Source organism: Rhodopseudomonas julia (assembly GCF_030813515.1).
Classification (GTDB): Bacteria; Pseudomonadota; Alphaproteobacteria; order Rhizobiales; family Afifellaceae; genus Afifella; species Afifella julia.
In genome coordinates, this window is sequence record NZ_JAUSUK010000001.1 from 1,784,363 (window position 1) to 1,807,607 (window position 23,245).

Annotated in this window: 18 protein-coding genes and 1 pseudogene; 8 read left to right on the plus strand and 11 right to left on the minus strand. The window is 63.9% G+C overall.

All coding sequences use genetic code 11. The annotated features are described in order from the left end of the window. Positions 1–50: 50 nt before the first annotated feature. From hydA to J2R99_RS08255, 3 genes and pseudogenes are all read right to left on the minus strand, one after another. Positions 51–1,505: a dihydropyrimidinase gene (gene hydA / locus J2R99_RS08240; RefSeq protein WP_307153945.1), complete on the minus strand. Its 1,455-nt coding sequence runs from the start codon at positions 1,503–1,505 to the stop codon at positions 51–53. Positions 1,506–1,686: 181 nt separating this feature from the next. Continuing rightward, positions 1,687–2,242 (minus strand): annotated as a pseudogene (locus tag J2R99_RS08250) (endonuclease domain-containing protein). Then, the gene (locus J2R99_RS08255; RefSeq protein ID WP_370872302.1) at positions 2,176–3,444 is read right to left on the minus strand and encodes a Zn-dependent hydrolase; all 1,269 of its coding nucleotides are present in this window, start codon (positions 3,442–3,444) and stop codon (positions 2,176–2,178) included. The pseudogene J2R99_RS08250 and the gene J2R99_RS08255 overlap by 67 nt, the downstream one beginning before the upstream one ends. A gap of 120 nt (positions 3,445–3,564) precedes the next feature. Between J2R99_RS08255 and rutR the strand changes: the two genes are divergently transcribed. The 5 genes from rutR (at position 3,565) to J2R99_RS08280 (ending at position 8,077) form a co-directional block, all read left to right on the plus strand. Then, complete coding sequence (gene rutR / locus J2R99_RS08260; protein WP_307153947.1) at positions 3,565–4,194, plus strand: HTH-type transcriptional regulator RutR; 630 nt, start codon at positions 3,565–3,567, stop codon at positions 4,192–4,194. A gap of 149 nt (positions 4,195–4,343) precedes the next feature. Then, complete coding sequence (locus J2R99_RS08265) at positions 4,344–4,862, plus strand: fasciclin domain-containing protein (protein ID WP_307153948.1); 519 nt, start codon at positions 4,344–4,346, stop codon at positions 4,860–4,862. A 179-nt stretch (positions 4,863–5,041) separates the two neighbouring features. Beyond that, positions 5,042–6,124, plus strand: coding sequence for a type III polyketide synthase (locus J2R99_RS08270; protein ID WP_307153949.1), 1,083 nt, complete (start codon positions 5,042–5,044; stop codon positions 6,122–6,124). A gap of 46 nt (positions 6,125–6,170) precedes the next feature. Next, complete coding sequence (locus J2R99_RS08275; RefSeq protein WP_307153950.1) at positions 6,171–6,887, plus strand: methyltransferase domain-containing protein; 717 nt, start codon at positions 6,171–6,173, stop codon at positions 6,885–6,887. Continuing rightward, on the plus strand, positions 6,884–8,077 hold the full coding sequence (locus J2R99_RS08280) for an NAD(P)/FAD-dependent oxidoreductase (RefSeq protein ID WP_307153951.1): 1,194 nt from the start codon (positions 6,884–6,886) through the stop codon (positions 8,075–8,077). Before J2R99_RS08275 ends, J2R99_RS08280 begins: the two co-directional genes overlap by 4 nt. 3 nt (positions 8,078–8,080) lie before the next feature. Here J2R99_RS08280 and preA read toward each other — a convergent pair whose 3' ends face one another. From preA to J2R99_RS08315, 7 genes are all read right to left on the minus strand, one after another. Next, positions 8,081–9,415, minus strand: a complete 1,335-nt coding sequence (gene preA / locus J2R99_RS08285) for an NAD-dependent dihydropyrimidine dehydrogenase subunit PreA (RefSeq protein WP_307153952.1) — start codon at positions 9,413–9,415, stop codon at positions 8,081–8,083. A 338-nt stretch (positions 9,416–9,753) separates the two neighbouring features. After that, positions 9,754–11,133, minus strand: a complete 1,380-nt coding sequence (locus tag J2R99_RS08290; protein ID WP_370872304.1) for an NAD(P)-dependent oxidoreductase — start codon at positions 11,131–11,133, stop codon at positions 9,754–9,756. Positions 11,134–11,351: 218 nt separating this feature from the next. Continuing rightward, a complete protein-coding gene (gene xylB, locus J2R99_RS08295) occupies positions 11,352–12,806 on the minus strand; it encodes a xylulokinase (RefSeq protein WP_307154186.1) in 1,455 nt (484 codons plus the stop codon). A 111-nt stretch (positions 12,807–12,917) separates the two neighbouring features. Then, positions 12,918–14,156 carry a matrixin family metalloprotease gene (locus tag J2R99_RS08300; RefSeq protein WP_307153953.1) on the minus strand — a complete coding sequence of 413 codons (1,239 nt, stop codon included), beginning with the start codon at positions 14,154–14,156 and terminating at the stop codon, positions 12,918–12,920. 194 nt (positions 14,157–14,350) lie between these two features. Then, complete coding sequence (locus tag J2R99_RS08305; RefSeq protein WP_307153954.1) at positions 14,351–15,532, minus strand: GNAT family N-acetyltransferase; 1,182 nt, start codon at positions 15,530–15,532, stop codon at positions 14,351–14,353. 105 nt (positions 15,533–15,637) lie between these two features. Next, positions 15,638–16,189, minus strand: a complete 552-nt coding sequence (locus tag J2R99_RS08310) for a DUF924 family protein (protein WP_307153955.1) — start codon at positions 16,187–16,189, stop codon at positions 15,638–15,640. A gap of 8 nt (positions 16,190–16,197) precedes the next feature. Further along, positions 16,198–18,036, minus strand: coding sequence for a long-chain-acyl-CoA synthetase (locus J2R99_RS08315; protein WP_307153956.1), 1,839 nt, complete (start codon positions 18,034–18,036; stop codon positions 16,198–16,200). A 71-nt stretch (positions 18,037–18,107) separates the two neighbouring features. On the opposite strand from J2R99_RS08315, the gene J2R99_RS08320 reads away from it, so the two are divergent. Further along, positions 18,108–18,365: a sulfurtransferase TusA family protein gene (locus J2R99_RS08320; RefSeq protein WP_307153957.1), complete on the plus strand. Its 258-nt coding sequence runs from the start codon at positions 18,108–18,110 to the stop codon at positions 18,363–18,365. A gap of 42 nt (positions 18,366–18,407) precedes the next feature. Here the strand turns inward: J2R99_RS08320 and J2R99_RS08325 are convergent, their stop codons facing one another. Further along, positions 18,408–19,706, minus strand: a complete 1,299-nt coding sequence (locus tag J2R99_RS08325) for a D-alanyl-D-alanine carboxypeptidase family protein (RefSeq protein WP_307153958.1) — start codon at positions 19,704–19,706, stop codon at positions 18,408–18,410. 187 nt (positions 19,707–19,893) lie between these two features. On the opposite strand from J2R99_RS08325, the gene J2R99_RS08330 reads away from it, so the two are divergent. Both J2R99_RS08330 and J2R99_RS08335 read left to right on the plus strand, forming a co-directional pair. Then, a complete protein-coding gene (locus J2R99_RS08330; RefSeq protein WP_307153959.1) occupies positions 19,894–20,940 on the plus strand; it encodes a TAXI family TRAP transporter solute-binding subunit in 1,047 nt (348 codons plus the stop codon). 123 nt (positions 20,941–21,063) lie between these two features. Continuing rightward, positions 21,064–23,205, plus strand: a complete 2,142-nt coding sequence (locus J2R99_RS08335) for a TRAP transporter permease (RefSeq protein WP_307153960.1) — start codon at positions 21,064–21,066, stop codon at positions 23,203–23,205. Positions 23,206–23,245 lie beyond the last annotated feature (40 nt).

Below are 23,245 nucleotides of genomic sequence, written 5' to 3' on the forward strand. Positions count from 1 at the left end.
GGCTCCCGAATGCGTTGATGGGATGAAAGAGGCGTTGCGCATGTGGCTCCTCAAACACCTGCCGGAATGCCCGCGCGCTCCACGCGGCGCGGCGCCGTGAGCTCCTTCCACGTCGACAGAGCTTTCGCAACCGGCGGATTGGCCGGACGCTCCACGAAGCGGCCGTCGCCGGTGCCCGCCTTCACCTCGCCCTCCTCATAGGCGACGCGACCGCGCGACAGGGTCATCCGCGGCAGGCCATGCACGGGCATGCCTTCGAAGACCGTGTAATCGATCGCCGATTTCTGGCTTGCTGCCGTGATCGTCTTCGTCGCTTCGGGGTCCCAGATGATGATGTCGGCATCGGCGCCTTCGACGATCGCGCCCTTCCGCGGATAGATGTTGAGGATCTTGGCGATGTTGGTGGAGGTGGCGGCGACGAATTCGTTCATCGTCAGGCGCCCCGTCCGGACGCCATAGGTCCACAGGAGCGGCAGACGTTCCTCGATGCCGCCGGTGCCGTTCGGGATCTTGGTGAAGTCTTCGAGGCCCATGCGCTTCTGGTCCGTCGTGAAGGCGCAATGGTCGGTGGCGACGACCTGGAGAGAACCCGCGGCAAGCCCCGCCCAGAGCGAGTTCTGATGGTCCTTGCTGCGGAAGGGGGGCGACATCACCCGGCGCGCGGCATAGTCCCAATCGTCGTTCAGATACTCCGTCTCGTCGAGGAGGAGATGCTGGATGAGCGGCTCGCCGAAGACGCGCATGCCCTTCTGGCGCGCCCGGCGGATCGCCTCATGCGTCTGCTCGCAGGAGACATGCACGATATAAAGCGGCACGCCCGCCTGGTCGGCGATCATGATGGCGCGGTTGGCGGCCTCACCCTCGACTTCCGGCGGGCGCGAAAAGCCGTGCGCTTCCGGGCCGTTGTTGCCTTCGGCGAGAAGCTTCTGCTGCAGGAAGGCGACGACATCGCCGTTTTCGGCATGGACGAGCGGCATAGCCCCGATCTCCGCGCAGCGGGAGAAGGAGGCGAACATCTCGTCGTCATTCACCATCAAGGAGCCCTTATAGGCCATGAAATGCTTGAAGGTGTTGATGCCTTGCTCGACGACCTTCGGCATCTCGTCGAAGACCTGCTTGTCCCACCAGGTGATGGCCATGTGGAAGGAATAGTCGGTGCGCGCTTTTCCAGCCTTCTGGTACCATTGCTGGAGCGCATCGATGAGGCCCTGGTTCGGCGCCGGCAGGCAGAAATCGACCGTCATCGTGGTGCCGCCGGCGAGCGCCGCGGCGGTGCCGGAATCGAAATCGTCGGTGGAATGCGTGCCCATGAAGGGCATTTCCATATGGGTGTGCGGGTCGATGCCGCCCGGCATCACGTAGCAGCCGGTCGCATCGATCACATGATCGGCGTCGTGATTGAGGTCCGGCCCGACCGCCACGATCTTGTCGTGCTGGATGAAGACGTCGGCCTTGTAGGTGCGGTCAGCGGTGACGACCGTTCCACCCTTGATGATCTTGGTCATGGCGCTCTTGCTCCCCTAAACTCTTTTCCGGACTTGCACTCCGAAGACCCCCACCCTCATTCCCTCCCCAGGGGGAGGGATGACCACTCTGCCCCGCCCAGCTTCTGCAATCGAGGCTTTGTCTGTGGCTGGGGCTCGCCCTCGAGATCTGCGCTTCGCGCGGAACGGGGGATTTCTCTTCTCACGCAATCCCCAGCTCCCGCAGGATTTCCTCCACGCATCCGTCGAAGGCTTCGTCGATCTCGGCGGTCGAAAAGCGCAAGATGCGATATCCTTGAGTTTTCAGCCACGCATCTCTTGTGCGATCTCTCGCAGCGGTTCTGCTGGTGGCCATCCACTTCGATGACGAGCTTCTCGGAGTGAACGGCAAAATCGGAGATATACGGCCCTATCGGTGCCTGCCTTCGCACGTGAACCCCATGGAGCCGGCGAAGCTCGCGCAGCTCGTTCCATAGCTTCCTCTCGCCGAGCGTCATGTCGCGCCGGAATGCGCGCGCCAGGCCGATCGTCCGAGATCCGATCGTGGAGGGTGTCATCGGCATGACCCGACAAGCATGGCATATCCCCCTCCCCCCTGTGGGGAGGGGATAGGGGTGGGGGTCGAAGGAGACCGTACCGAACATCTCATCCGATCCTCCCTGAGCCCGAACGCTTCGGCAGTGAGTGCCGCTCAGCTCACAATCTCCGCTGTTTCGAGTACTGCGTGGAAGAGGACATTGGCGCCGGCCTCGGCCCATTCCTTGGAGATGTCTTCGTCTTCATTGTGCGACAGGCCGTCGACGCAGGGGCACATGACCATGGTGGCGGGGGCGACCTTCGCCGCCCAGCAGGCGTCGTGGCCGGCGCCCGACACGATGTCCATGTGGGCGTAACCGAGCGTTTCGGCGGCCTTGCGCACGGTGGCGACGAGCTCGGGCGTGAAGGTGACCGGATCGAAATGGCCAACCGCCTCCACCTCGCAGCCGACGCCGATCTCGGAACAGATATCGGCCGCCTCCTTCTCGATGCGGGCGCGCATGCCGTCGAGCTTCTCCTGATCGACGGTGCGGATATCGACGGTGAAGACGACCTTGCCGGGCAGGACGTTGCGGGAGTTCGGCTGGAACGTCACCTGGCCGACACCGCCGACGGCGTTCGGCTGGGCGTCCATCGCCACCTTCTGCACCATCTCAAAGATGCGGGCCATGGCGAGACCGGCATTGACGCGCATCGCCATCGGCGTCGAGCCGGTATGGGCTTCCTTGCCGGTCAGCGTGAATTCCAGCCACCACAGGCCCTGGCAATGGGTGACGACGCCGATCTCCTTGTTCTCGGCTTCGAGGATCGGACCCTGCTCGATGTGAAGCTCGTAATAGGCGTGCATCTTGCGCGCGCCGACTGTCTCGTCGCCCTTCCAGCCGATGCGGGCGAGTTCCTCGCCGAAGGTTTTGCCTTCGAGATCCTTGCGGCCATAGGCGTAATCGAGCGTGTGAACGCCGGCGAAGACGCCGGAGGCGAGCATCGCCGGGGCAAAGCGCGCACCTTCCTCGTTCGTCCAGTTGACGACGACGATCGGGTGCTTCGTCTTGATGTTGAGGTCGTTGAGCGAACGCACGGCTTCCAGCGCGCCGAGCACGCCCAGAACGCCGTCATAGCGGCCGCCGGTCGGTTGGGTGTCGAGATGCGATCCGACATAGACGGGCAGGGCATCCGGGTCGGTGCCTTCGCGACGGGCGAACATCGTCCCCATCTCGTCGATCCCCATCGAAAGGCCGGCCTCGTCGCACCATTTCTTGAACAGGCGACGCCCCTCGGCGTCGTCATCGGTCAAGGTCTGGCGGTTGTTGCCCCCGCGCAGGCCCGGTCCGATCTCGGCCATTTCGTGGATGGAGTTCCACAGCCGGTCGGCATTGATCCGCAGATTGGAGTCCACAGCATTCCCCCCTGTGGTTTCTGCCATGCGGGGCAGAAAACTTGACTAAATGGTCAAATCTCACGCTAGGTGTGGCCCAATTAACGGTCAAGGCGAAAAGCTGGACTGACTGCCTAGCAAGTAGGCAACTGTCCGGGCGGGGCGAAGATGCTGGATGATGCCATCTCCAACGTGAAGAGAACGCGCATTCAGACCGTCAATCGCGAAGCCATTCTGCAGGCAGCGCTTTCCGTCTTTTCCGCCTATGGTTATCGCGGAGCCACGCTCGACGAGATCGCCGAAAAGGCGGGGATGTCGAAGCCCAACCTTCTTTATTACTTTCCACGCAAGAAGAGCCTTTACGTCGCGGTCCTCGAAGAGACGCTGGCGCAATGGCTCGCCCCGCTCGCCACGATGAAGGCCGATGGCGATCCGGCCGACGAGCTGTCGCGCTATATCGATGCCAAGATCGCCATGTCGCGCGACAATCCGGCGGCGTCGCGGCTTTTTGCGAGCGAGATCCTGCAAGGCGGCGGTGCCATCACCGAATTCCTGCATGGGCCGTTGAAGGCGATCGTCGATGAGAAATCCCGCATCATTGCCGATTGGGTCGCGGCCGGCCGCCTCCGGCCGGTCGATCCCCGCCATCTCATTTTCATGATCTGGGCGACGACCCAGCATTATGCCGATTTCGATGTCCAGGTGCGCGCCGTTCTCGCCTCCGACGATGAGACGCGCTTCGACGTGGCGTCCGAGACCGCCAGACGCGTCATTCTCGAGGGCCTTCTGCCTCGCTGATCGGGCCTCGCTGATCGAGTTGGGCTGACCGGCGTACGCCTCACCTCCGCCTCCTTGTCGTCGTCAGAAAGCCGGCTCGCGCAAATATGACTGCGCCAATCGAACGGGTTCCGGCCCGCGCCGTTGATCCCGCAACGAGGGAGGATATCGTGCGCAATCATCTCAAGATTCTGGCCGCCGCTGCCGTTGTCGGCCTCGGGCTGCAAAGCGTGCGGGCGCTCGCTGCCGAGGCGGATCTGTGGAGTGCGATCGAAAGCCGGCCGGAGCTTTCTTCACTGGCCGCCGCTGTCGAGAAGGCCGGCCTCAAAGAAACGCTGCAGGGCGATGAGCCGCTCACCCTGCTCGCGCCTGACAATGTCGCCTTCGAGCAATTGCCGAGCGAGCTTGAAGAGATGCTGAAGAAGCCGGACAGCAAGGAGACGCTCGCCGCTCTCTTGCGCCACCATATCGTGGAGGCGGCGCTGCCGACGAAATCCTTCGCTGGCGAGACGGAGGTCGAAACGCTCGATGGTTCCAAACTGACCGTGACCTCGATCGGCGATCAGCTGATGGTCGGAGAGGCGCGCATCCGCAAGGCGGATATCGCGGCGAGCAACGGCCTGATCGACGTCATCGACAAAGTGCTCGTGCCGGAGGGCTTGATCGTGCCGGCAAGCGGCGCGGAATAGGAGATTTTTTTCTTCGAACCCAAAAATGACCTGATGTGCTGCGCGGCCCTTATGATCGTCTAAAGCAAAACCCTAGATCATCGACCTGTCGTTTCTGTCTTGATCGTGCCTTTGTCTTGTCGGGGTGAGCGCTATTTGACCACGTTGAGGACTGCAAAACTCACGCTCACGAGGTCAATTTGGCTGAAGCCTATATCAACCGCATCGCAACGGCGGTTCCGAAAAACGACGTGCATCGGTACTTTCTCGGCTTCGCCGCTGCGCAGTTGAAGGACCATCCGCGTGAGCGGGCTGTCTTCTCACGGATGGCGGACAAGGGCGGGATCGAGCACCGTTATTCCTGTGTCGCCCCGGCGGAGGATCCGGAAGGGATCAAGGTCGATGCGGATGGCATTTTCCTGCGCGGAGCCTTTCCTGGGACGGCACAGCGTATGGACATCTACGAACGCTGCGCACCAGAGCTTGCGGCTGGCGCAGTTGACGAGCTCCTTGCCGGCGGAGAGCGCGAGCATGTCACCCACTTGATCGTGACGAGCTGTACGGGCTTTTCCGCCCCCGGCATCGATCTTGAAATCGTGGCGCGCTGCGGTCTGTCTCAATCGGTCGAGCGCACGCTCGTCGGCTTCATGGGGTGTTATGCGGCGCTCAATGCGCTGAAACTCGCTCGCCATATCGTGCGCTCGGAGCCGCAGGCGCGGGTCCTGGTCGTCAATATCGAGCTCTGTACCCTGCACCTCAAAGACACCGTCGACATGGAGGCGCTTCTCTCTTTCTGTCTCTGGGGCGACGGCTGTGCCGCCTCGCTCGTCTCCGCCGATCCGGCGGGGCTTCGGCTCGACAGCTTCCGGACGCTCCTTGCCGCCGATAGCCGCGAATTGATGACCTGGAATGTCCGCGACGACGGCTTCGACATGGTGCTTTCGGGGCGCGTGCCTGCCGTCATTCATGAATTGCTCGGGCGGCGTCAGGGCGAGGTCTTGGGAAACAGCATGGTCGACGAGATCGACCTGTGGGCCGTGCATCCGGGCGGCCGTTCCGTGCTCGACGCCGTGCAGCGGGCGCTCGCTCTGGACGCGCATGCTCTCGAGCGCTCGCGGGCGGTTTTGCGCGACAATGGCAACATGTCGTCGGCGACCGTCATGTTCGTGCTGGAAAAGATGCTGGCGACGGCGAAGGCCGGCGAGCGGGGCTGCGGCATGGCCTTCGGCCCGGGACTGACGGCGGAGACGATGCGGTTTGAAGCCGTGGGAGGGGTGCAATGAACGGTCGCTGCAATGAGCGGAGCGGTACAGTGAAGGTGCGGGCGTGGTGAGCGGTCTCGCCCTTAGGCAGATCGAACCGGAAATCCTCGACCAGCTTCCGGAGACGGACCCGCGGGCGGTTGCCTCGCGGCGCGACCTGAAGCGGGTCAATGCGATCATGGCGCAGGCCCGGATCACCGCGAGCCTGTTGCGGGCGAACCTCGTAAAGCCGCCGCGGCGCATCCTGGAGATCGGCGCCGGCGATGGGACGTTCATGCTGAAAGTCGCCGAAAGGCTCGCGCCCGATTGGCGGGATATCGAACTCGTTCTCGTCGACCGACTGCATCTCGTGAGCGATACGAGCTTTGCCGCCTTCGGCGCGCTCGGCTGGAAGGTGCGGACCGTCCAGGCCGATGTCTTCGCCTATGTGGATGAAAATGCGGACCAGTGCTTCGACGCGGTCACGGCGAACCTCTTCCTGCACCATTTCAACGACGGCGAGCTTTGCCGTCTGTTTGCCGGCCTTTCCCAGATCGCGCCGGTCTTTGTCGCGACGGAGCCGCTCCGCGGTTCGCTGCCTCTCCTCTCGGCGGGGATGCTTTGGGCGATCGGGGCGAACGACGTCACGCGCCATGATGCGGCGGTGAGTGTGCGGGCAGGTTTTGCAGGTGAGGAGCTTTCGGCGCTGTGGCCGCAAGAGCCTCCCTTCGAGCTTCAGGAGAGGCGACGCGGCCTCTTCACCCAGACCTTCGTGGCGCGACGGGGCGAGGCTCCTGGCGCATGAGCTTCGATGCACTCATCCTCGGCGGCGGACCGGCCGGCTCCACTGCGGCGATTGCGCTATCGCGCCGGGGCTGGAAGGTGGCGCTTATCGAAAAGGCGGAATTCCCGCGCCGAAAAGTCTGCGGCGAGTTCGTCTCCGCCACCAGCCTAGCCGTCATCGAGGCGGTCGGCCTCGGTGAGGAATGGAAAGCGAGAGCCGGGCCGGAGGTGCGGCGGGTCGCGCTCTTCTCAGGCGAGCGCGTCGTGACGGCGAGAATGCCGGCGGCCCATGGGGCCGGGTTCGGCCGCGCGCTCGGCCGTGACGTGCTCGATGATCTTCTGGTGCAGGAGGCGGTGCGGGCGGGGGCAACGCTCTTCCAGCCTTTTTGTGCCACCGAGGTGACCCCGAATGGCGACAGGCAGGCGGTGACGATCGCCTCGCGGAAAGAGGATATGACCTTGTCCGCCCCGATCGTCATCGCCGCACACGGCTCCTGGGAGCCGGGCCGGCTGCCGAGCCAGCTTGAAAAGACGAACCGGCCTTCGGATCTCCTCGGCTTCAAGGCGCATTTTTCTGCGGCGCGGCTCGACGCGGATCTGATGCCGCTTCTCGTCTTTCCGGGGGGCTATGGGGGGATGGTCTGGGCGGATCGTGGCCGGCTTTCGCTGTCGCTCTGCATCCGCCGGGACGCGTTCGCCGAGCTGCGGCAGGAGGCTGGCGGCGGCTCGGCCTCGGAGGCGGTGCACCGGCATCTCCTCGCGTCCTGCCGCGGCGTGCGCGAGGCGATCGGCGAGGCGCAACTTCAAGGTCGATGGCTTGCGGCCGGGCCGATCCGGCCCGGCATGCGCGTCCGCTACCGGGACGACATTTTCCGCATCGGCAATGTCGCGGGGGAATCGCATCCGGTAATCGCGGAGGGGATTTCGATGGCGATGCAATCGGCCTGGCTTCTCGCCGAGGAGCTTGAGGCGATCGATCCGGCGAAACGCGACGAACGCGACGCAGCCGGCCGCCGCTATTCCCGCCGCTGGCGCGAGCAGTTCGGCGCACGCATCCTCGCCGCGTCCGCCATCGCCGGGTTCGCAGTTCGACCAGTGGGCGCGCGACTGATGGGGGGTGCGATCGAAGCGCTGCCCGCCCTCCTCACGCTCGGCGCGCGGCTTTCCGGGAAGACGAAGCCTCTCGGGATTTCTGCATTCGAGACCGCGTGAGCGCTACTCCGCCGCGTCCGGGACGATCTTCTCGATGTCGGCGTCGGGCTTCGCCATCGGGTTGTTCGGATGGCGCGTCCAGTTGCCGTATCCGGCCGGGATCGGCTTTTTCGTGCGGGGATCGTAATCGGCGATCTGCTCCATGGTGATGCAGTTCTCGACCGGGCAGACATTGACGCAGAGATTGCAGCCGACGCATTCGGCGTCGATCACCTCGAAGTGGCGCTTGCCGTCGACCATGTGGGTGATCGCCTGATGCGAGGTGTCCTCGCAGGCGATGTGGCAACGCCCGCATTTGATGCAGAGCTCCTGGTCGATGCGCGCCTTGGTCACGTAATTGAGGTTGAGATACTGCCAGTCGGTGACGTTGGGCACGGCACGGCCGATGAAGTCGTCGAGGGTCTCAAAACCCTTCTCGGCCATCCAGCGCTCCAGCCCTTCCACCATCTCGCGGACGATCTTGAAGCCGTAGGTCATCGCCGCGGTGCAGACCTGCACGTTGCCGGCGCCCAGCGCCATGAACTCGGCCGCATCCTTCCACGTCGTGATGCCGCCGATACCGGAGATCGGCAGGTTGCGGGTTTCCGGGTCGCGGGCGATCTCGGCCACCATGTTGAGGGCGATCGGCTTCACCGCCGGGCCGCAATAGCCGCCATGCGAGCCCTTGCCGTCAATGGTCGGTTCCGGCGCGAAGAGGTCGAGATCGACCCCGGTGATGGAGGAGATGGTGTTGATCAGGGAGACCGCGTCGGCGCCACCCTTCTGCGCCGCCCTCGCCGGGTAGCGGATGTCGGTGATGTTCGGCGTCAGCTTGACGATGACGGGCATGCGGGTGTTCGCCTTGCACCAGCGGGCGACCATCTCGATGTATTCCGGCACCTGGCCGACGGCTGAGCCCATGCCGCGCTCCGACATGCCATGCGGGCAGCCGAAATTGAGCTCGATCCCGTCGGCGCCGGTTTCTTCGACGCGGCGCAGGATGTTGACCCAGTTACTCTCCTCGCAGGGGACCATGAGGGAGACGACGACGGCGCGATCCGGCCAGTCGCGCTTGACCTGCTTGATTTCCCGCAGGTTCACTTCGAGCGGCCGGTCGGTGATCAGTTCGATGTTGTTGAGGCCCAGAAGCCGCCGGTCGGGCCCGTGGATGGCGCCGTAGCGCGGGCCGTTGACGTTGACGATCGGCGGATCCTCGCCGAGCGTCTTCCACACCACGCCGCCCCAGCCTTCGCGGAAGGCGCGGACCACGTTGTACTCCTTGTCCGTCGGCGGCGCGGAGGCGAGCCAGAACGGGTTCGGCGATTTGATCCCGAGGAAGTTCGAAGCGAGACTGACCATGAGAAGAACCTCTCAGGCTTGGGAGTTTCGGCGAGACGAGATAAATTCGAGGCGGCCGCACCAGAGCGGGAGGGTGTGTTCAGTATGGCGGACGAGCGGAGATATACTGTCCTTCTCCTGCCGCAGCCGAAGGGTGGATACACCGTCCTCGGGCGGTGAGGGGGGCTGCCTTTCCCCATTCAGCTCTTCCTGCGACCGGCTGAGACGCCGCCCCCTCGCCGACCTCGCGCCGTTGGCGCGCGGCCACCTCTCCCCACGGGGGAGAGGAGTGGAGCCTGTTGCGACTGATAGTGCCCCGATCCGAGGGGTGAAGCTGTTTGAGAGGCTCGGCATGACGCTTACCCCATCAATGCGCGGTGGATGCTCTCGGCAGCGACCTTGCCGTCTTCGACGGCGGCGACGGTGAGATCTTCGCCGCCGAGGACGCAGTCGCCGCCGGCCCAGACGCCGGCGACGGAGGTGCGGCGTTCCTCGTCGACCTGAATGCGGCCGCCATCGAGCGTGATGGCTTCGGCCGCGCCGTCGAGCGAAGCAGGCAGAAAGGTTTGTCCGATCGCCTTGAACACCATGTCGGCGGCGAGCACGAAGGTCTCGCCCGTCCCGGCAAGCCTGCCGGCCTCTTCGCGGGTTCGCTCCAGCTCGATGCCGGCCACGTGACCGTTCTCGGCGAGGAGGCGCTTCGGCTTGGCCCAATGGCGGATGGTGACACCCTTCGTCTGGGCGAGCTCCTGTTCGAAGCCGGAGGCCTTCATCGCGTCCGGACCGCGTCGGTAGACGATGGTGACCTCGTCGGCGCCGAGGAGTTTTGACTGAACGGCTGCGTCGACCGCCGTCATGCCGCCGCCGATGACGACGACGCGGCGGCCGATCGGCAGCGTCGCGAGGTCGGCGGTCTGGCGCAGATCGGAGATCCAGGTGATGGCGTCGGCGGAGCCCGATGCGTCCTCGCCGTCGGGGCCGAGCGCGTTGACGCCTGCAAGGCCGAGGCCGAGGAAGACGGCATCGTATTCGGCCTTCAAACCATCGAGGTTGAGCTCACGCCCGAGCGCCTTGCCGGTTTCGATGGTGATGCCGCCGATCTCCAGAAGAAATTTGACTTCCTTCTGGGCGAACCCGTCTGGCGTCTTGTAGGCGGCGATGCCGTATTCGTTGAGGCCGCCCGGTTTCTCGCGCGCCTCGAAGATCGTGACGTCGTGACCGCGCATGGCGAGCCGATGGGCGCAGGAGAGGCCGGCCGGGCCCGCGCCGACGATGGCGATGCGCTTGCCGGTTGGCGCGGCGCGCACAAAGGGGTGCTCGCCTGCCGCCATCATCGCATCGGTCGCAAAGCGCTGCAGGAAGCCGATCTTCACCGGCTTGTCCTCGGCGAGATTTCGGACGCAGGCCTCTTCGCAGAGCGTCTCGACCGGGCAGACCCGGGCGCACATGCCACCTAGAATGTTCTGCTCGAAAATCGTTTCCGCGGCGCCTTTCGGATTATGCGCTTGGATCTGACGGATGAAGAGTGGGATATCGATCGAGGTCGGACAGGCCTCGGTGCAGGGCGCGTCGAAACAAAAGTAGCAACGGTCCGCTTCCACCAATGCCTCGTGTGGGGAAAGCGGCGGGTGCAGGTCAGAAAAATTCTTCAGATAATCTTCAACATTTAGACGCGCGGCACAAATGTCCGCTTCGCCGGCTGGTGTTGTTGCCGGCAGGCCTGACAAGATCTGGTTCACGGCGTCTTTCTCCCGTGAATATTGCTGTTCCCACGGGAAGAATGCGCATTTTCGACCAAACGGTCAAATTTTTCATTTGCGCAAGACTTTGGAGCGCCTGAAAAGCAGGCGCGAGCGCTTTTTGTTCAATGGGTTGCGGGAGGGCGGACGCGCTCGCCGCACCCCGGCTCAGCGGGGCGGTCGGCGATCTCCCGGCGAGATGCGGTGGCTGCGCGGGCCTACCGCATGACGTCGCGCACCGCCGGATAGAGCGCACGCCAGCGCTCGTAGCTGTCGCGGTAGGCTTCGCTCAGGGCCGGAACCGGATCGATGGTATCGGCGAGCGGCGGATGCGTGAGGATCTCGGCGGGATCGCCGCCCTCTGCGGCCAGGAGGCCGAGACGAGCGGCCCCGAAGGCGGCGCCGTAATCGCCTTCTTCGGGAATGCCGATCGGGGTGTTGAGGGCGCTCGCCATGATCGTCAGCCAGGTCTTGGAGCGCGAGCCGCCCCCGACCGCGAGATAGCGCGGAATGGTGGTGCCGGCGGCGGCAAGGGCTGCCTGACAATCGGCAAGCGCGAAGGCGACGCCTTCCAACACCGCCTGAGTGAGGGTGGCGCGGTCGCTTTCCTGCGCCAGACCGATGAAGACGCCGCGTGCCGCCGCATCGTTGTGGGGTGTGCGCTCACCGGAAAGATAAGGCAGGAAAAGGACGGGCGCCGGGTAATCCGGGGTGTTGCCGAGATGGCCGATCAGATCGGGCACCGGCTCCTTGAGAAGCCGGCTCAGCCATTCGAGCGAGCCCGCAGCCGACAGGATGACGCCCATCTGGTGCCAGGTGTTCGGCAGGGCGTGGCAGAACGCGTGAACGGCGCTTTCCACATTGGGCGCGAAAGCCTCCGTTGCGGCGAAGACGACGCCCGAGGTGCCGAGCGAGACGAAGGCGGCGCCCGGATGGGTGACACCCACGCCGCAGGCGGCCGCGGCATTGTCGCCACCGCCGGCGGCGACGACCACTTCACCGTTCATGCCCCAAAGGCGGGCCAGCGCCGGGCGCAGCGTGCCGGTTGCCTGCGAGCCCTCGTAGAGCTTCGGCATCTGGCTTTCGTCCATGTCGGTCGCCGCCAGGAGCTCCGGCGACCAGCAGCGCTTGCCGACATCGAGCCAGGAGGTGCCGGAGGCGTCCGACATGTCGGTCGCCGCATCGGCCGTCAGATAAAGGCGCACGAAATCCTTGGGCAGGAGCACCTTGGCGGTCGCAGCGAAATTTTCCGGCTCATGCGTCTTCACCCAGGCGAGTTTCGGCGCGGTGAAGCCTGGAAAGACGAGATTGCCGGTGATTTCATGAAAGCGCGGATCGGCGTCGAGCCGGCGGGCTTCCTCTGCCGAGCGTCCGTCGTTCCACAGGATGGAGGGGCGGATCGGCGCGCCGTCCTTGGCGACGAGCGTGGCGCCATGCATCTGGCCGGAGAGGCCGATCCCCTTGACGGCGGCGACTTCTGCGGGGCGTTCACGCTTCAAGGCGTCCATGGCAGCCCCGAGTGCGGCAATCCAGGCGTTCGGATCCTGCTCCGACCATCCGGGTTGCGGGCGCATCACCTCGAGCGGTGCGGTCGCGGAAGCGAGAACGTCCTGTGCCGCCGTCATCAGAATGACCTTGATGGACGACGTGCCGATATCGATGCCGAGATACACGGAAAAACCCCTTGCTGCCTTGCTCACCTCTTAGCCGCGCAAGGGGCCGAGGTCGAGATCGGCATGCCCAGGATGGTGAGCGGTCAGCTCTGCCGGCCGGCCCTCAAGGGCTCAACTCGTCAGCGTCAGGAAGATGAAATCGCTTTCGTCCAAGGCGCTGACGGCGATGCCGTTCAAGGTCAACACATCGCCGCCGCCGAGATCGATCGTGGCATTGCCGGCGCCGTCCTGGGCGATTGCGAGCTCTGAGAAACTGCTGAAGCCGTTTTCGGAGACGTTGATCCGGTCAATGCCGTTCTCGAAGCCGAAGACGGTATCGTCGCCGTTGTTTGCGACGCTGGCATAGATGTCGGCGGCGCCATCCGAGGTCCCGAGATAGATCTGATCGTCACCCGTTCCCCCGAAGAGGAGGTCGGCTCCGTTGCTGCCATAGAGCGTGTCGTTGCCGGCCGCGCCATAAAGCGTGTCGTTGCCCTCTCCGCCCTGGAGCGCGTCGTTGCCGGAGGCACCGCCCAATTCGTCGTTGCCGGTGCTGCCGTTCAAAGTGTCGTTGCCGGCCCCGGCGTAAAGAGCGTCGTTTCCAGCTTCGCCGTTGAGATCGTCGGCGGACGCATCGCCGCCGCCGAAGAGAAGATCGGCGCCGTCGCCACCATAGCTGTGATCGGTCCCGCCACCGCCGCCGAGCGCGTCGTTGCCGCTGCCGCCGTAGATCGTGTCGACCCCGTCGCCGCCATAGACCGTATCATTGCCGCTGCCGGCATCGAGATAATCGGCGAAGTTGCCCTGGCCGCCGAAGATGAGGTCGGCGCCGTCCGCGCCGCGAAGATTGTCCGCCCCGGCACCACCGAACATGGTGTCGGCGCCGGCGCCGCCGGAAAAATTGTCGGCCTCGGCGGTTCCAACGAGATAATTGTCGCCGCTGTCGGGCCCGTAGAGCGTCTGCAGCTCGGTGATGTTCGCCGCGTTCAGCGTGATGACGCCCATCGAAAAGGGATACATGATCGACGTTGGATCATCGTCGTGGTCGAGACCGATCGCGTGGCCGATCTCGTGGGCGAGCACCGAGAGGTGATCTTGATCCGTATCGGCCTCGTCGAGGGTGATCTCGGCCCGCGTAATGGTCGTGCCGATCATATAGGTCACGCAATTGCCGAGCGTGCCACCATAGCCGTCGATCGGCCCCTCGTCGATCTGGATATCCGCCGACGTGAAATTGGTGGCGCTGACGAAATCGGGCTCCATCCACGGATCCCAGATCGCGAAGGCATCGGCGATGTTGAAGCCATAATAGGGCGCCGTCGACGCGAAGGTTATGATCTCCTGGTCGAAGGTCGTTCCGTAATTGGCCATCGTTGTATCCTTTGAGGTCGCTCTCAGCTCGTTACACGAGATTCGTAATATTCTCCTGAGAGGACGAAACGATTGCGGCTAAAAACTGAAGCAAATGTTGCCGGAGCGTTCTGGCTTACCGCGCCTGTCTTGCGGGAAGCTTCCGGCCGCGGTTCGGGGCGTGGCAGCCGGGGCGGAACCGAGAGCGGAGCCGATCAGCTGCGCCCGAAGCGCTCTTGCAGGCGGTCGCGAACGGCCCGTGCCTGCCGGCGGAGAAGCCAGCGCCCGTGCTCGGTCGAGCGGGCAAGCCGCGCCCGCGTGGCAGACGGGGTGACCTCCAGAACGGCGGCTTCATAAGGTTCCGAATGATGCCAGTAATGCGCGAGAAGTCTCGCATCCGCGGTGTTGGAAACGGGATCGATCCGGGCGATGGTCGGATCCGACAGCCATAGCCGGGTGTTGCGCAGAAGAAGCTGGACGCCAGGAGAAAAGCGCGAAAAGCTCTCGTCGAAGGCGATTTTCCAGGGGACGAGGAGCGAGCCGGAGACAAGCGTGATCGACGAAGCGGCAAGCTTGCCGCCGACCGTCATACGCTCGATTCTTGCAGCATCGCTGGCGCCGAGCGCGAGGATCGCATCTTCGGCGAAGCGCCTGCCGACATGGGTGAGGATCGCGGTGCCGCGACGTCCCTTCCAGCCGGCAGCTTCAAGCGTGAGGAAATCATCGAGCGCCGGCCGAAGTGCGGCGCCGGTCGCCGTCGAAAACTCCACCGGTCCCACCTCCTCCAGGCGGCGGCGAAGGCGACCCATATCCTTGTGGCGCCTCGGCGAAATCTCCCTTTCGAAGTCCTGAAGGGCATCGAGCTCGGCGGTGAGGATGGCGCGCTCTTCGCGGAAGATCGTGTGAACCCGACCATCGGCCGCACGGCGCATGCTGATCCAGGTGTCGCAGAGGGCGGGGATGTCGCTCACCATCAAGAGCTCGATGCCGGCGTCTGCGAGCTTGGCAAAGAGAGCACTGGCGACGGCGTGTCCGCGCGCGCGATCGAGCAGAGGCACGCCGAGGGGGCCGTAATTGTGGCTCCAAATCTGGGCCATACGCAGCGCGCCGCGGCGAAGGGGAGCGCAGAGGATCGGTGCAAAGAAGACGAGCCGGGTGCCGGCATAGAAAAGGGCGAGCTCGACCTCTCCGTCGCCGAAGGCCTTGATGGCGGGGCCGAGGAAGGCCGGCAGATAAAAGGGATTGGCGTCGAGGCTCTCGCTCGCCAGCCTTTCGATCTCGTTGGCATGGACGCTCAAGGCTTCCGGCTTCTCGATGAGAAGACGGAATGTGGGCTCGGTGGCAGGGCCCGGGGTTTTCACCCAGCCGGCGTCGCTCGTCAGAGGCATCATCTCCATTATACAATGGTAGCAGAGGCTGAGCGGCGCGGCGGGAATTAGGTAAAATTATCCCTAACGAGGCCGTTCAACTTCGCGCAGTGCGCGGCGGGGTCGGATCGCGCCTCAGCCCGAGAAGCCGCCGTCCTCCAGAAACCGTCGCTCCGCCGGGCTCGTGTGCCGGTGAAGGACGGCATTCCTGTGGGGAAATCGGGCGAAACGGCGGATGATCTCCCGATGCTCCAAGGCAAAGGAAAGCGTGCCTGCCTTGTCGAGCCGATGGCTGAGCGCGACGCAGCGGTCCTGTTCGGCGAGGCTTTCGGAATGCATGAAGGGCATGACGAAGAACTTCGCGACATCCGCCGGCACGTGGTTCTCGTAGCCTTTGGACAGAGCTTCCTTGGCAAGCCGAAGCGCCTCCGGGTCGGTGGCGAAAGCCTCCGGCCGCTTGCGGTAGAGATTGCGGGAGAATTGATCGAGAAGGAGGATGAGCGCGAGAGCGCCGTCCGGCGTCTCGGCCCAGTCCTCGAGGGCGCCCTTCGATGCCGCTTCATGCAGGGCCCCGAAGCGCTCGCCGATCTCGCGATCGAAGGCATCGCTCTTCTTGAACCATTTCTCCGGGCCCGCCTCGCGCCAGAAGGCGATCACGTCCTGCGGACCCGGGTTGGTCGGTGCCATCTCTTGCCTCAAAGCCGCAGATCGCCGCTCTCGACCTCTTCATAGAGACCGGTATCGAGCGGCACATAGGTCTGCTTTTCCGGGTGCAGCATATAGAGCGGGTCGGCGATCCGGTTCGGGTCGAAGCCCTCGCGCACGAGGTCGACCTTGCGCTGTTTGAAGGTGCCGGTCATTTCCATCGATTGCTGCAGCCGCAGGAAGATCGGTCGCGCATAACGCGGCAGATGCCGTTCCACATGGGCATAGAAGCCGCTCATATCGAAGGCCTCTTCGACGACGAGCGAGGCCATGCCGGCGCGCCCATCGGTGTTGGGTACGGCGACGCCGAAAACATTGGCATCCTTGACGCCCGGATAGACGGTGATCGCCTCCGCCACTTCGGAAGTGGCGACGTTCTCGCCCTTCCAGCGGAAGGTGTCGCCGATGCGATCGATGAAATAGAAATAGCCCATTTCATCCTTCTTCATCAGATCGCCGGTGCGAAACCACATATCGCCCTTCTCGAAGACGTCCTTGAGGATCTTCTTCTCTGTCGCCTTGGGATCGGCGTAGCCTTCGAAACGCTGGCTCGGGCGGCTCGGATCATCGATGATTTGCGAGATCACCTCGCCGACTTCTCCCGGCGCGCATTTCATGCAGAAGCCGTCGGGACCGCGTTTCGGCTCTTCGGAGGAATAGTCGAACCGCACGATTTCGGTGACGAAGCGTCTCTCCGCCCATTTCGGAATGCGGCCGACCGAGCCGACCTTGCCGTCGAAATTGAAGAAGACGGCGTTGCCTTCCGTCGCCGCATACCATTCCAGGATTTTCGGGATGGCGAAGCGGTTCTTGAAGTCTTCCCAGATGTCGGGGCGCAGGCCGTTGCCGCAGGCAAGCCGAAGCTTGTGCTGGCGCTCCTTGGGATGCGTCGGGCTGTTGAGGAGATAGCGACAGAGCTCACCGATATACTGGAAGATCGTGCACTCATAATCGACGACGTCGTCCCAGAACTGACTTGCCGAGAACTTTTCGCGGATGACGACGCTCGCGCCCGCCGTCAATGCCGCGCCGGAGGCCAGCACGCTGCCGGTCGTGTGATAGAGCGGCAGACACACATAGATGCGGTCTTCCGGCTTCATATCCATGGCGCCGTTGAAGCCGAGCGAGATGGCGAGCACGCGGTAATGGTTGATGTTGGCGGCCTTGGGCATGCCGGTCGTGCCGCTCGTATAGATGAAGAGGCAGCGGTCCGACGTGGTCAGCTTAGGTCTTTCGGAGGCTTCGAGCGGATCGCGGCTGAACGTGTCGAGCGCTTCGTCGAGCCGTTTCCACGCGTCCACGCCGCTGCCATAGGCCCAGTATTCCGCCTTCGTCTGGAGAAACGGATCGGCGGAGTGAAAGCCGTCGGCGATCGCCGTGTCGACGATGATGTGCTTCGGCTCCACGATGTTCACGCAATTGGCGAGGACTGGCCCGCGCAGATTGGTGTTGAGGCAGGCGGTGACGCCGCCGGCGCGCGCGATGCCGAGCCAGGCGGCCATGTATTCCGGCTTGTTCGGCATCATCAGGGCGACGCAATCACCCTTTTTGACGCCGTTGGCGATGGCCCAGCGGGCATATTGGTTGGCGCGTTCGTTGTATTCGCGGTAGCTCATGCGCTCGTTCTCGGCGATCATCGCCGGCCGGTCGCCATGCTCTCTTGCGATGTCCTCGATCAGATCGGGAAAAGTGCGGTTGCGGTTCTTTGCCGCCGAGCTGACTTTGCGAAGTGCACGCAGGGCGCCGCGTACATAGGCGAGTTCGCTCTTGATTCTTTCGATAAAGCCCATCGTCTCCCCCGCCGCTTCAGGCAGAAGAGCCTGCGGCATTCTTGCTGTTTCTGGCATCTCTTCCCATACCAGGGACGGAAATTGAAGAGGTCAAGCCTGCAAGGAGGCCGATGTTGGCCATTCATTCAGCGGACGAAGAAGACAACTGCCACGTCATCGACGTGCGCGGGCTGAAATGCCCGCTGCCCGTCTTGAAAACCGCCAAGGAGATCGCGTCTCTGCCGCCGGGCATACGTGTCGTGGTTCTCGCCACCGACCCGATGGCGGCGATCGACATTCCGCATTTGTGCAATGAACGCGGTCACCGGTTTTTGGGGCGCCGCGATGACGAAGGCGTCAGCCGCTACGAGATCGAAACCGGCGGCTGAGGGTCCGTGCCGAGAGACCTCCGGCGGGGCTCGCCTTCGAGCTTACCGGTCCGGCCGCGGGCGCGGCATCAGGGCAGGGGCGGCGAGGAGCAGGACGGGATCGACGGGCGCTGCCTTGCTCGCCTCTTCGCTCGGCGCAAACGCCGTCGCGAGCTGCGGCCGGGGTGGTATGGCGATCGTCGGGCGCGGGCGCGGCATGACGCCGAGCTGCGCGCTCAAAATCTCCTGCGCAAGGTCGTCCACGCCCGGGCCTTCGACGCCGCCGGTTGCGACGACGATCGGCGTCACGGGGCCTTTGCGCTGGCCGATATGAGAGGGTTTGAAGCCGTCTCCCTCGTCGACCATGATGAGGCCGCCCTTCATGGGCTTGTAGATCGGGTTCGACTTGGAGGCGACCTGCTTGCCCTTCTGCGGGCTGCACACCTGATCGCGCATGTCATAGGCCTCGGTGTAGCGGGAGCCGGAATTGATGCGGGTGATGTCGGGGCCGCCCGAGAAAAGCCCTCCGCCGCGATTGAAGCCTGCATCGAGAAGACGGGCTGCGCGTTCGGCGCGGTCGATGGCATTGTCGGCGCCGAGAACGACCGCGATCAATTCGCGCCGTCCGCGCTGGGCCGTTGCGACCAGGTTCCAGCCGGAATCGCAGATATAGCCGGTCTTCATTCCCGTGGCGCCGCGGTAGCGGCCGATCAGAAGATTTGTGTTGCGCTTCACCGCGCCGCCGACCTTGATCGCGGGGACGTTGAAATAGTGCCGGTAGCGCGGGAATTCGTCGAAGATTGCGCGCGTCAGGATGGCGAGATCGCGCGCGCAGGTGACCTGGTGCGGATTGTAGAGGCCGTGCGGGTTTATGAATTGCGTGCGCGTCATGCCGAGGCGCTTCGCCTCGAGGTTCATGCGCAGAAGAAAATTGTCATAGCCGTCGCCGACGGATTCCGCGATCGCCATCGCCATGTCGTTGGACGAGCGCGCCAGCATGACCTTGAGCGCGTTGTCCACCGTCAGAACCGAACCCGGTTTGAAGAAACGCGCCGCATAGGGCTGGTTGTACGCATGCTGTGACATCACCACCGGTGATTTCAGCGTGATCTCGCCAACCTCGAGAGCCCGGAAGACGACGAAGGCCGTCATCAGCTTGGTCGTGGATGCCGGATACCAGGGGCGGAGCGCATCATGCTCCTCAAGGACGTCCCCGCTCTTCGCATCGACCAGGAGATAAGGTCCCACGACGTCGCCAGCGCCAGCCGTTTCGTTGGCGGAGGCGGCAAGGGGAGCTGTCACAAGAAGCAGGAGAGCGAGCAGAAGGCGCGCCCCCGAAAGCATGCGAAGCGGAGGTGTCAAGGTTTCGGCCCCATGGTTGTCTGGGTCATCCTTACGCGACCGCCGCTGCGTAACACAATTCGGCTCACTTTCACAAACGCGCCTTGCTTGAGTTTCCGTGAGCACTCGCGCGGGCTTTGCTTTCCGACCGATAGCCCATAAGCTCAGTCTTCCAAAAGAATAAGACTGCAATGGTGGGAGGAACAGAATGCTATTCCAGCGCAAAGTTTTACGCTCCTTTGTCATGGCCGTGGCCAGCCTTGGTCTCGTTGGCGCTATTGCCTGGCCTTCTTCGGGGCGGGCTCAGGAAGAACAGAATTACCTGCTGGCGACAGCTTCAACAGGCGGCACTTATTATCCGGTGGGTGTTGCTCTTGCCACGCTCATCAAGGTCAAGCTGCAGCCCAGTGAAAAGATCGGCATGTCGGCGATCAACTCTGCGGGCTCGGCCGAGAACATCAAGCTGATGCGTGACAACGAGGTCCAGTTCGCCATCCTGCAAGGCCTTTATGGCGCTTATGCGAAGAAGGGCTCCGGCCCGTTGGAAAATGAGGGGCCGCAGGAGAATCTCCGCTCCGTCACCATGCTGTGGCCGAATGTGGAACATTTCGTCCTGAAATCCGACCTTGCCGACACAGGCACCATCGCTGACGTTGAAAAGGCCAAGGGCAAGTCGATCAATCTCGGCGCGCAGAATTCCGGCACGCTCGGCTCCAACCGCACCATCCTCGGCAATCTCGGCTACAATATCGATGAGGATTTCAACCTCGTCTATTCCGGCTACGGCCCAGCGGCCGAAGCCCTGCAGAACGGACAGGTCGTGCTGATCTCGACGCCAGCCGGCCCGCCGGTCGGCGCCATCAGCCAGGCCTTTGCCAATATGGGCAACGAGATCACCGTCCTCGATTTCACCGATGAGGAGATGAAAGAGGCAAATGGCGATTTCGAGGAATTGTGGACGCGCTTCACGATCCTGGCCGGGACCTATCCGGGCCAGGAGAAGGAGATCAACACGATCGCGCAGCCGAACTTCCTCGCCGTGCGCGCCGATGTGCCGGAAGAGACCATCTACAAGATGACGAAGACGATCTACGAGAATCTGCCCTTCCTGCAGGGCATCCATCCGGCGACGAAAAACATGAAGCTCGAAGCGGCGATCGCCGGACTGCCGCTGCCACTGCATCCGGGCGCAGCGCGCTATTACGAAGAGCAGGGGATTGCGATCCCGGACCGTCTCAAGGTCGCGGCCGAATAAAAGGCGCGTGCGAGACGCCGCTTCAGGCCTGGTCACGGGCCGCGTGCGCTTGCATGCGGTCCGCTCGGCCGCGACGGCGTCTTTCTATCTCCGCAAAAATTCTCCAGCTGCAGGGATCGGACGATGAGCGAGGCGCAAAACGCGTCTGAGCAGGCTGCGCCTCAGAAGGATGTCGACGGCGAAGTCGAAACCCATGTCAGGAGCCTCGCCTCCTGGCCGGCGCGGGCTTTCGCCGCCTGCGGCATCGCCATCTCGCTCTTCCATATCTGGGCGAATATCGACGGGCGCGTGTCGACCTTGTGGCTCGTCGGCATTCATTTCGCCGGTTTCGCTTTTCTCGCCTGCCTGCGCTACCCGCTCAAAGCCGGACGCTTCGTGGCGCCACTCTGGCTCGATGCTGTCACCGGAGCCGTCATCGCGGGTGCGACGCTCTTCATCATCGGCTCGGAGACGGCGATCTATGCGCAGGGCGTGCGTCTTTCGCCCGAGCATTGGGTGGCCGCGATCCTCGTCATTGTCGGCGCGATCGAGCTGACGCGGCGCACGACGGGGCCGATCATCCCGGTCTTGATCATCCTGGCGCTCTCCTATGTGTCGTTTCTCGGTGCCTACGCGCCGGGCGTCTTCCGGTTCGCCGGCCTTTCCTATGAGACGGTTCTCTTCCGATCGATCTTTGCCGATGAGGGCATGTTCGGCACGATCGGGCGGATCTCGGCGAGTTTCGTCTTCATGTTCATTCTCTTCGGCGCATTTCTGGTGCGCTCGGGCGCCGGCGATTTCATCATCGATCTTGCCCGCGCGCTCGCCGGCCGCCTCGTCGGAGGCCCCGGCTTCGTGGCCGTCTTTGCGTCGGGACTGACCGGCACGATCTCCGGCTCGGCCGTCGCCAATACGGTGTCGACCGGCGTCATCACCATTCCGCTCATGAAGAAATCGGGCTTTCCGCCGCGCTTCGCCGCCGGCGTGGAAGCAGCCGCCTCGACCGGTGGGCAGCTGATGCCGCCGATCATGGGGGCGGGTGCCTTCGTCATGGCGTCGAATACGCAGATCCCCTATCTCGACATCGTCGCCGTCGCGACGCTGCCGGCGATCGCCTATTTCCTCACCGTCGCCTTCTTCGTCCGGATCGAGGCGAAGAAGCACCATATCGTCGGCGTCGACGACGAAAGCCGCAGTGCCTGGGAGGTCTTGAAGGCGGGCGGCCCGGCCTTCCTCGTCCCCGTCGCAACCCTGATCGGGCTTCTGATCTACGGCTTCACCCCGGTCTATGCCGCCGGCTGGGCGATCCTTTCCGTCGTTGCCGCCTCCTGGCTCACCAAGAACCGCATGGGTCCGAAGGCGATCCTGGAGGCCCTGGCGCTCGGCGCCCAGAACATGATCATGACGGCGGTGCTTCTCATTGCCGTCGGCCTCATCGTCAACGTCATCGCCATGACCGGCATCGGCAACACCTTCTCGCTGATGATCGCCGATTGGGCGGGCGGCAATCTCCTGATCGCGCTCCTCTTGATCGCGCTCGCCTCACTGGTGCTCGGGATGGGACTGCCGGTGACGGCCGCGTATATCGTGCTCGCGACGCTCTCCGCGCCCGCCCTTCAGGGCATGATCGAGAACGGCTATCTCGTCGATCTTTTGACTGCGGGCAATTTGCCGGAGGCGGCACGCGGGCCCTTCCTGCTCGCCGATCCGGAGGCGATGACGAAGCTTGCCGCACCGATGAGCCGGGAGGCGGCGAACGCCTTCATCGCGGCGGCACCCGCCGAGGTCCTGCGCCTCGTGCATGGCCAGGCGCTCGATCCGGCGCTGATCACGGCAGCACTTCTTTCGGCCCATATGATCATCTTCTGGCTGTCGCAGGATTCCAACGTGACGCCGCCGGTCTGCCTCACCGCCTTTGCAGCTGCGGCGATCGCCCGCACGCCGCATATGGCGACCGGAATGACGGCGTGGAAACTCGCCAAGGGGCTCTACATCGTGCCGATCCTCTTCGCCTATACGCCGTTTCTGCACGGCAGCGTGCCGGAGGTGCTTCTCGTCTTTGCGCAGGCGGTGATCGGCTCTTATGCCGTCGGTGCGGCTTTCGAGGGCTATATGGAGGCGCCGCTCGTCTGGCCGCTCAGACTTCTTGCCGGCGTTGCGGGCGTGGTCGTGCTGTGGCCGGGCCTGCCGGTTGCGACGGCGATCGGGGCCGCGATGACCTTCGCGCTGCTCCTGTGGACGATCCGGCTCGACCGTCGTGGCCGAGCGGCAGAAGCGGTTGCCTGAGCGCCAACCCGAAGCCTGGAAATCTCTCCGTGCTTGCCAG

Excerpts from the sequence above, each read along its gene's own strand:
- hydA (WP_307153945.1), bottom strand. The coding sequence starts at position 1,505 with ATGACCAAGATCATCAAGGGTGGAACGGTCGTCACCGCTGACCGCACC.
- J2R99_RS08255 (WP_370872302.1), bottom strand. The coding sequence starts at position 3,444 with ATGGCAGAAACCACAGGGGGGAATGCTGTGGACTCCAATCTGCGGATC.
- rutR (WP_307153947.1), top strand. The coding sequence starts at position 3,565 with ATGCTGGATGATGCCATCTCCAACGTGAAGAGAACGCGCATTCAGACC.
- J2R99_RS08280 (WP_307153951.1), top strand. The coding sequence starts at position 6,884 with ATGAGCTTCGATGCACTCATCCTCGGCGGCGGACCGGCCGGCTCCACT.
- preA (WP_307153952.1), bottom strand. The coding sequence starts at position 9,415 with ATGGTCAGTCTCGCTTCGAACTTCCTCGGGATCAAATCGCCGAACCCG.
- J2R99_RS08300 (WP_307153953.1), bottom strand. The coding sequence starts at position 14,156 with ATGGCCAATTACGGAACGACCTTCGACCAGGAGATCATAACCTTCGCG.
- J2R99_RS08305 (WP_307153954.1), bottom strand. The coding sequence starts at position 15,532 with ATGGAGATGATGCCTCTGACGAGCGACGCCGGCTGGGTGAAAACCCCG.
- J2R99_RS08310 (WP_307153955.1), bottom strand. The coding sequence starts at position 16,189 with ATGGCACCGACCAACCCGGGTCCGCAGGACGTGATCGCCTTCTGGCGC.
- J2R99_RS08315 (WP_307153956.1), bottom strand. The coding sequence starts at position 18,036 with ATGCCGCAGGCTCTTCTGCCTGAAGCGGCGGGGGAGACGATGGGCTTT.
- J2R99_RS08320 (WP_307153957.1), top strand. The coding sequence starts at position 18,108 with ATGTTGGCCATTCATTCAGCGGACGAAGAAGACAACTGCCACGTCATC.
- J2R99_RS08330 (WP_307153959.1), top strand. The coding sequence starts at position 19,894 with ATGCTATTCCAGCGCAAAGTTTTACGCTCCTTTGTCATGGCCGTGGCC.
- J2R99_RS08335 (WP_307153960.1), top strand. The coding sequence starts at position 21,064 with ATGAGCGAGGCGCAAAACGCGTCTGAGCAGGCTGCGCCTCAGAAGGAT.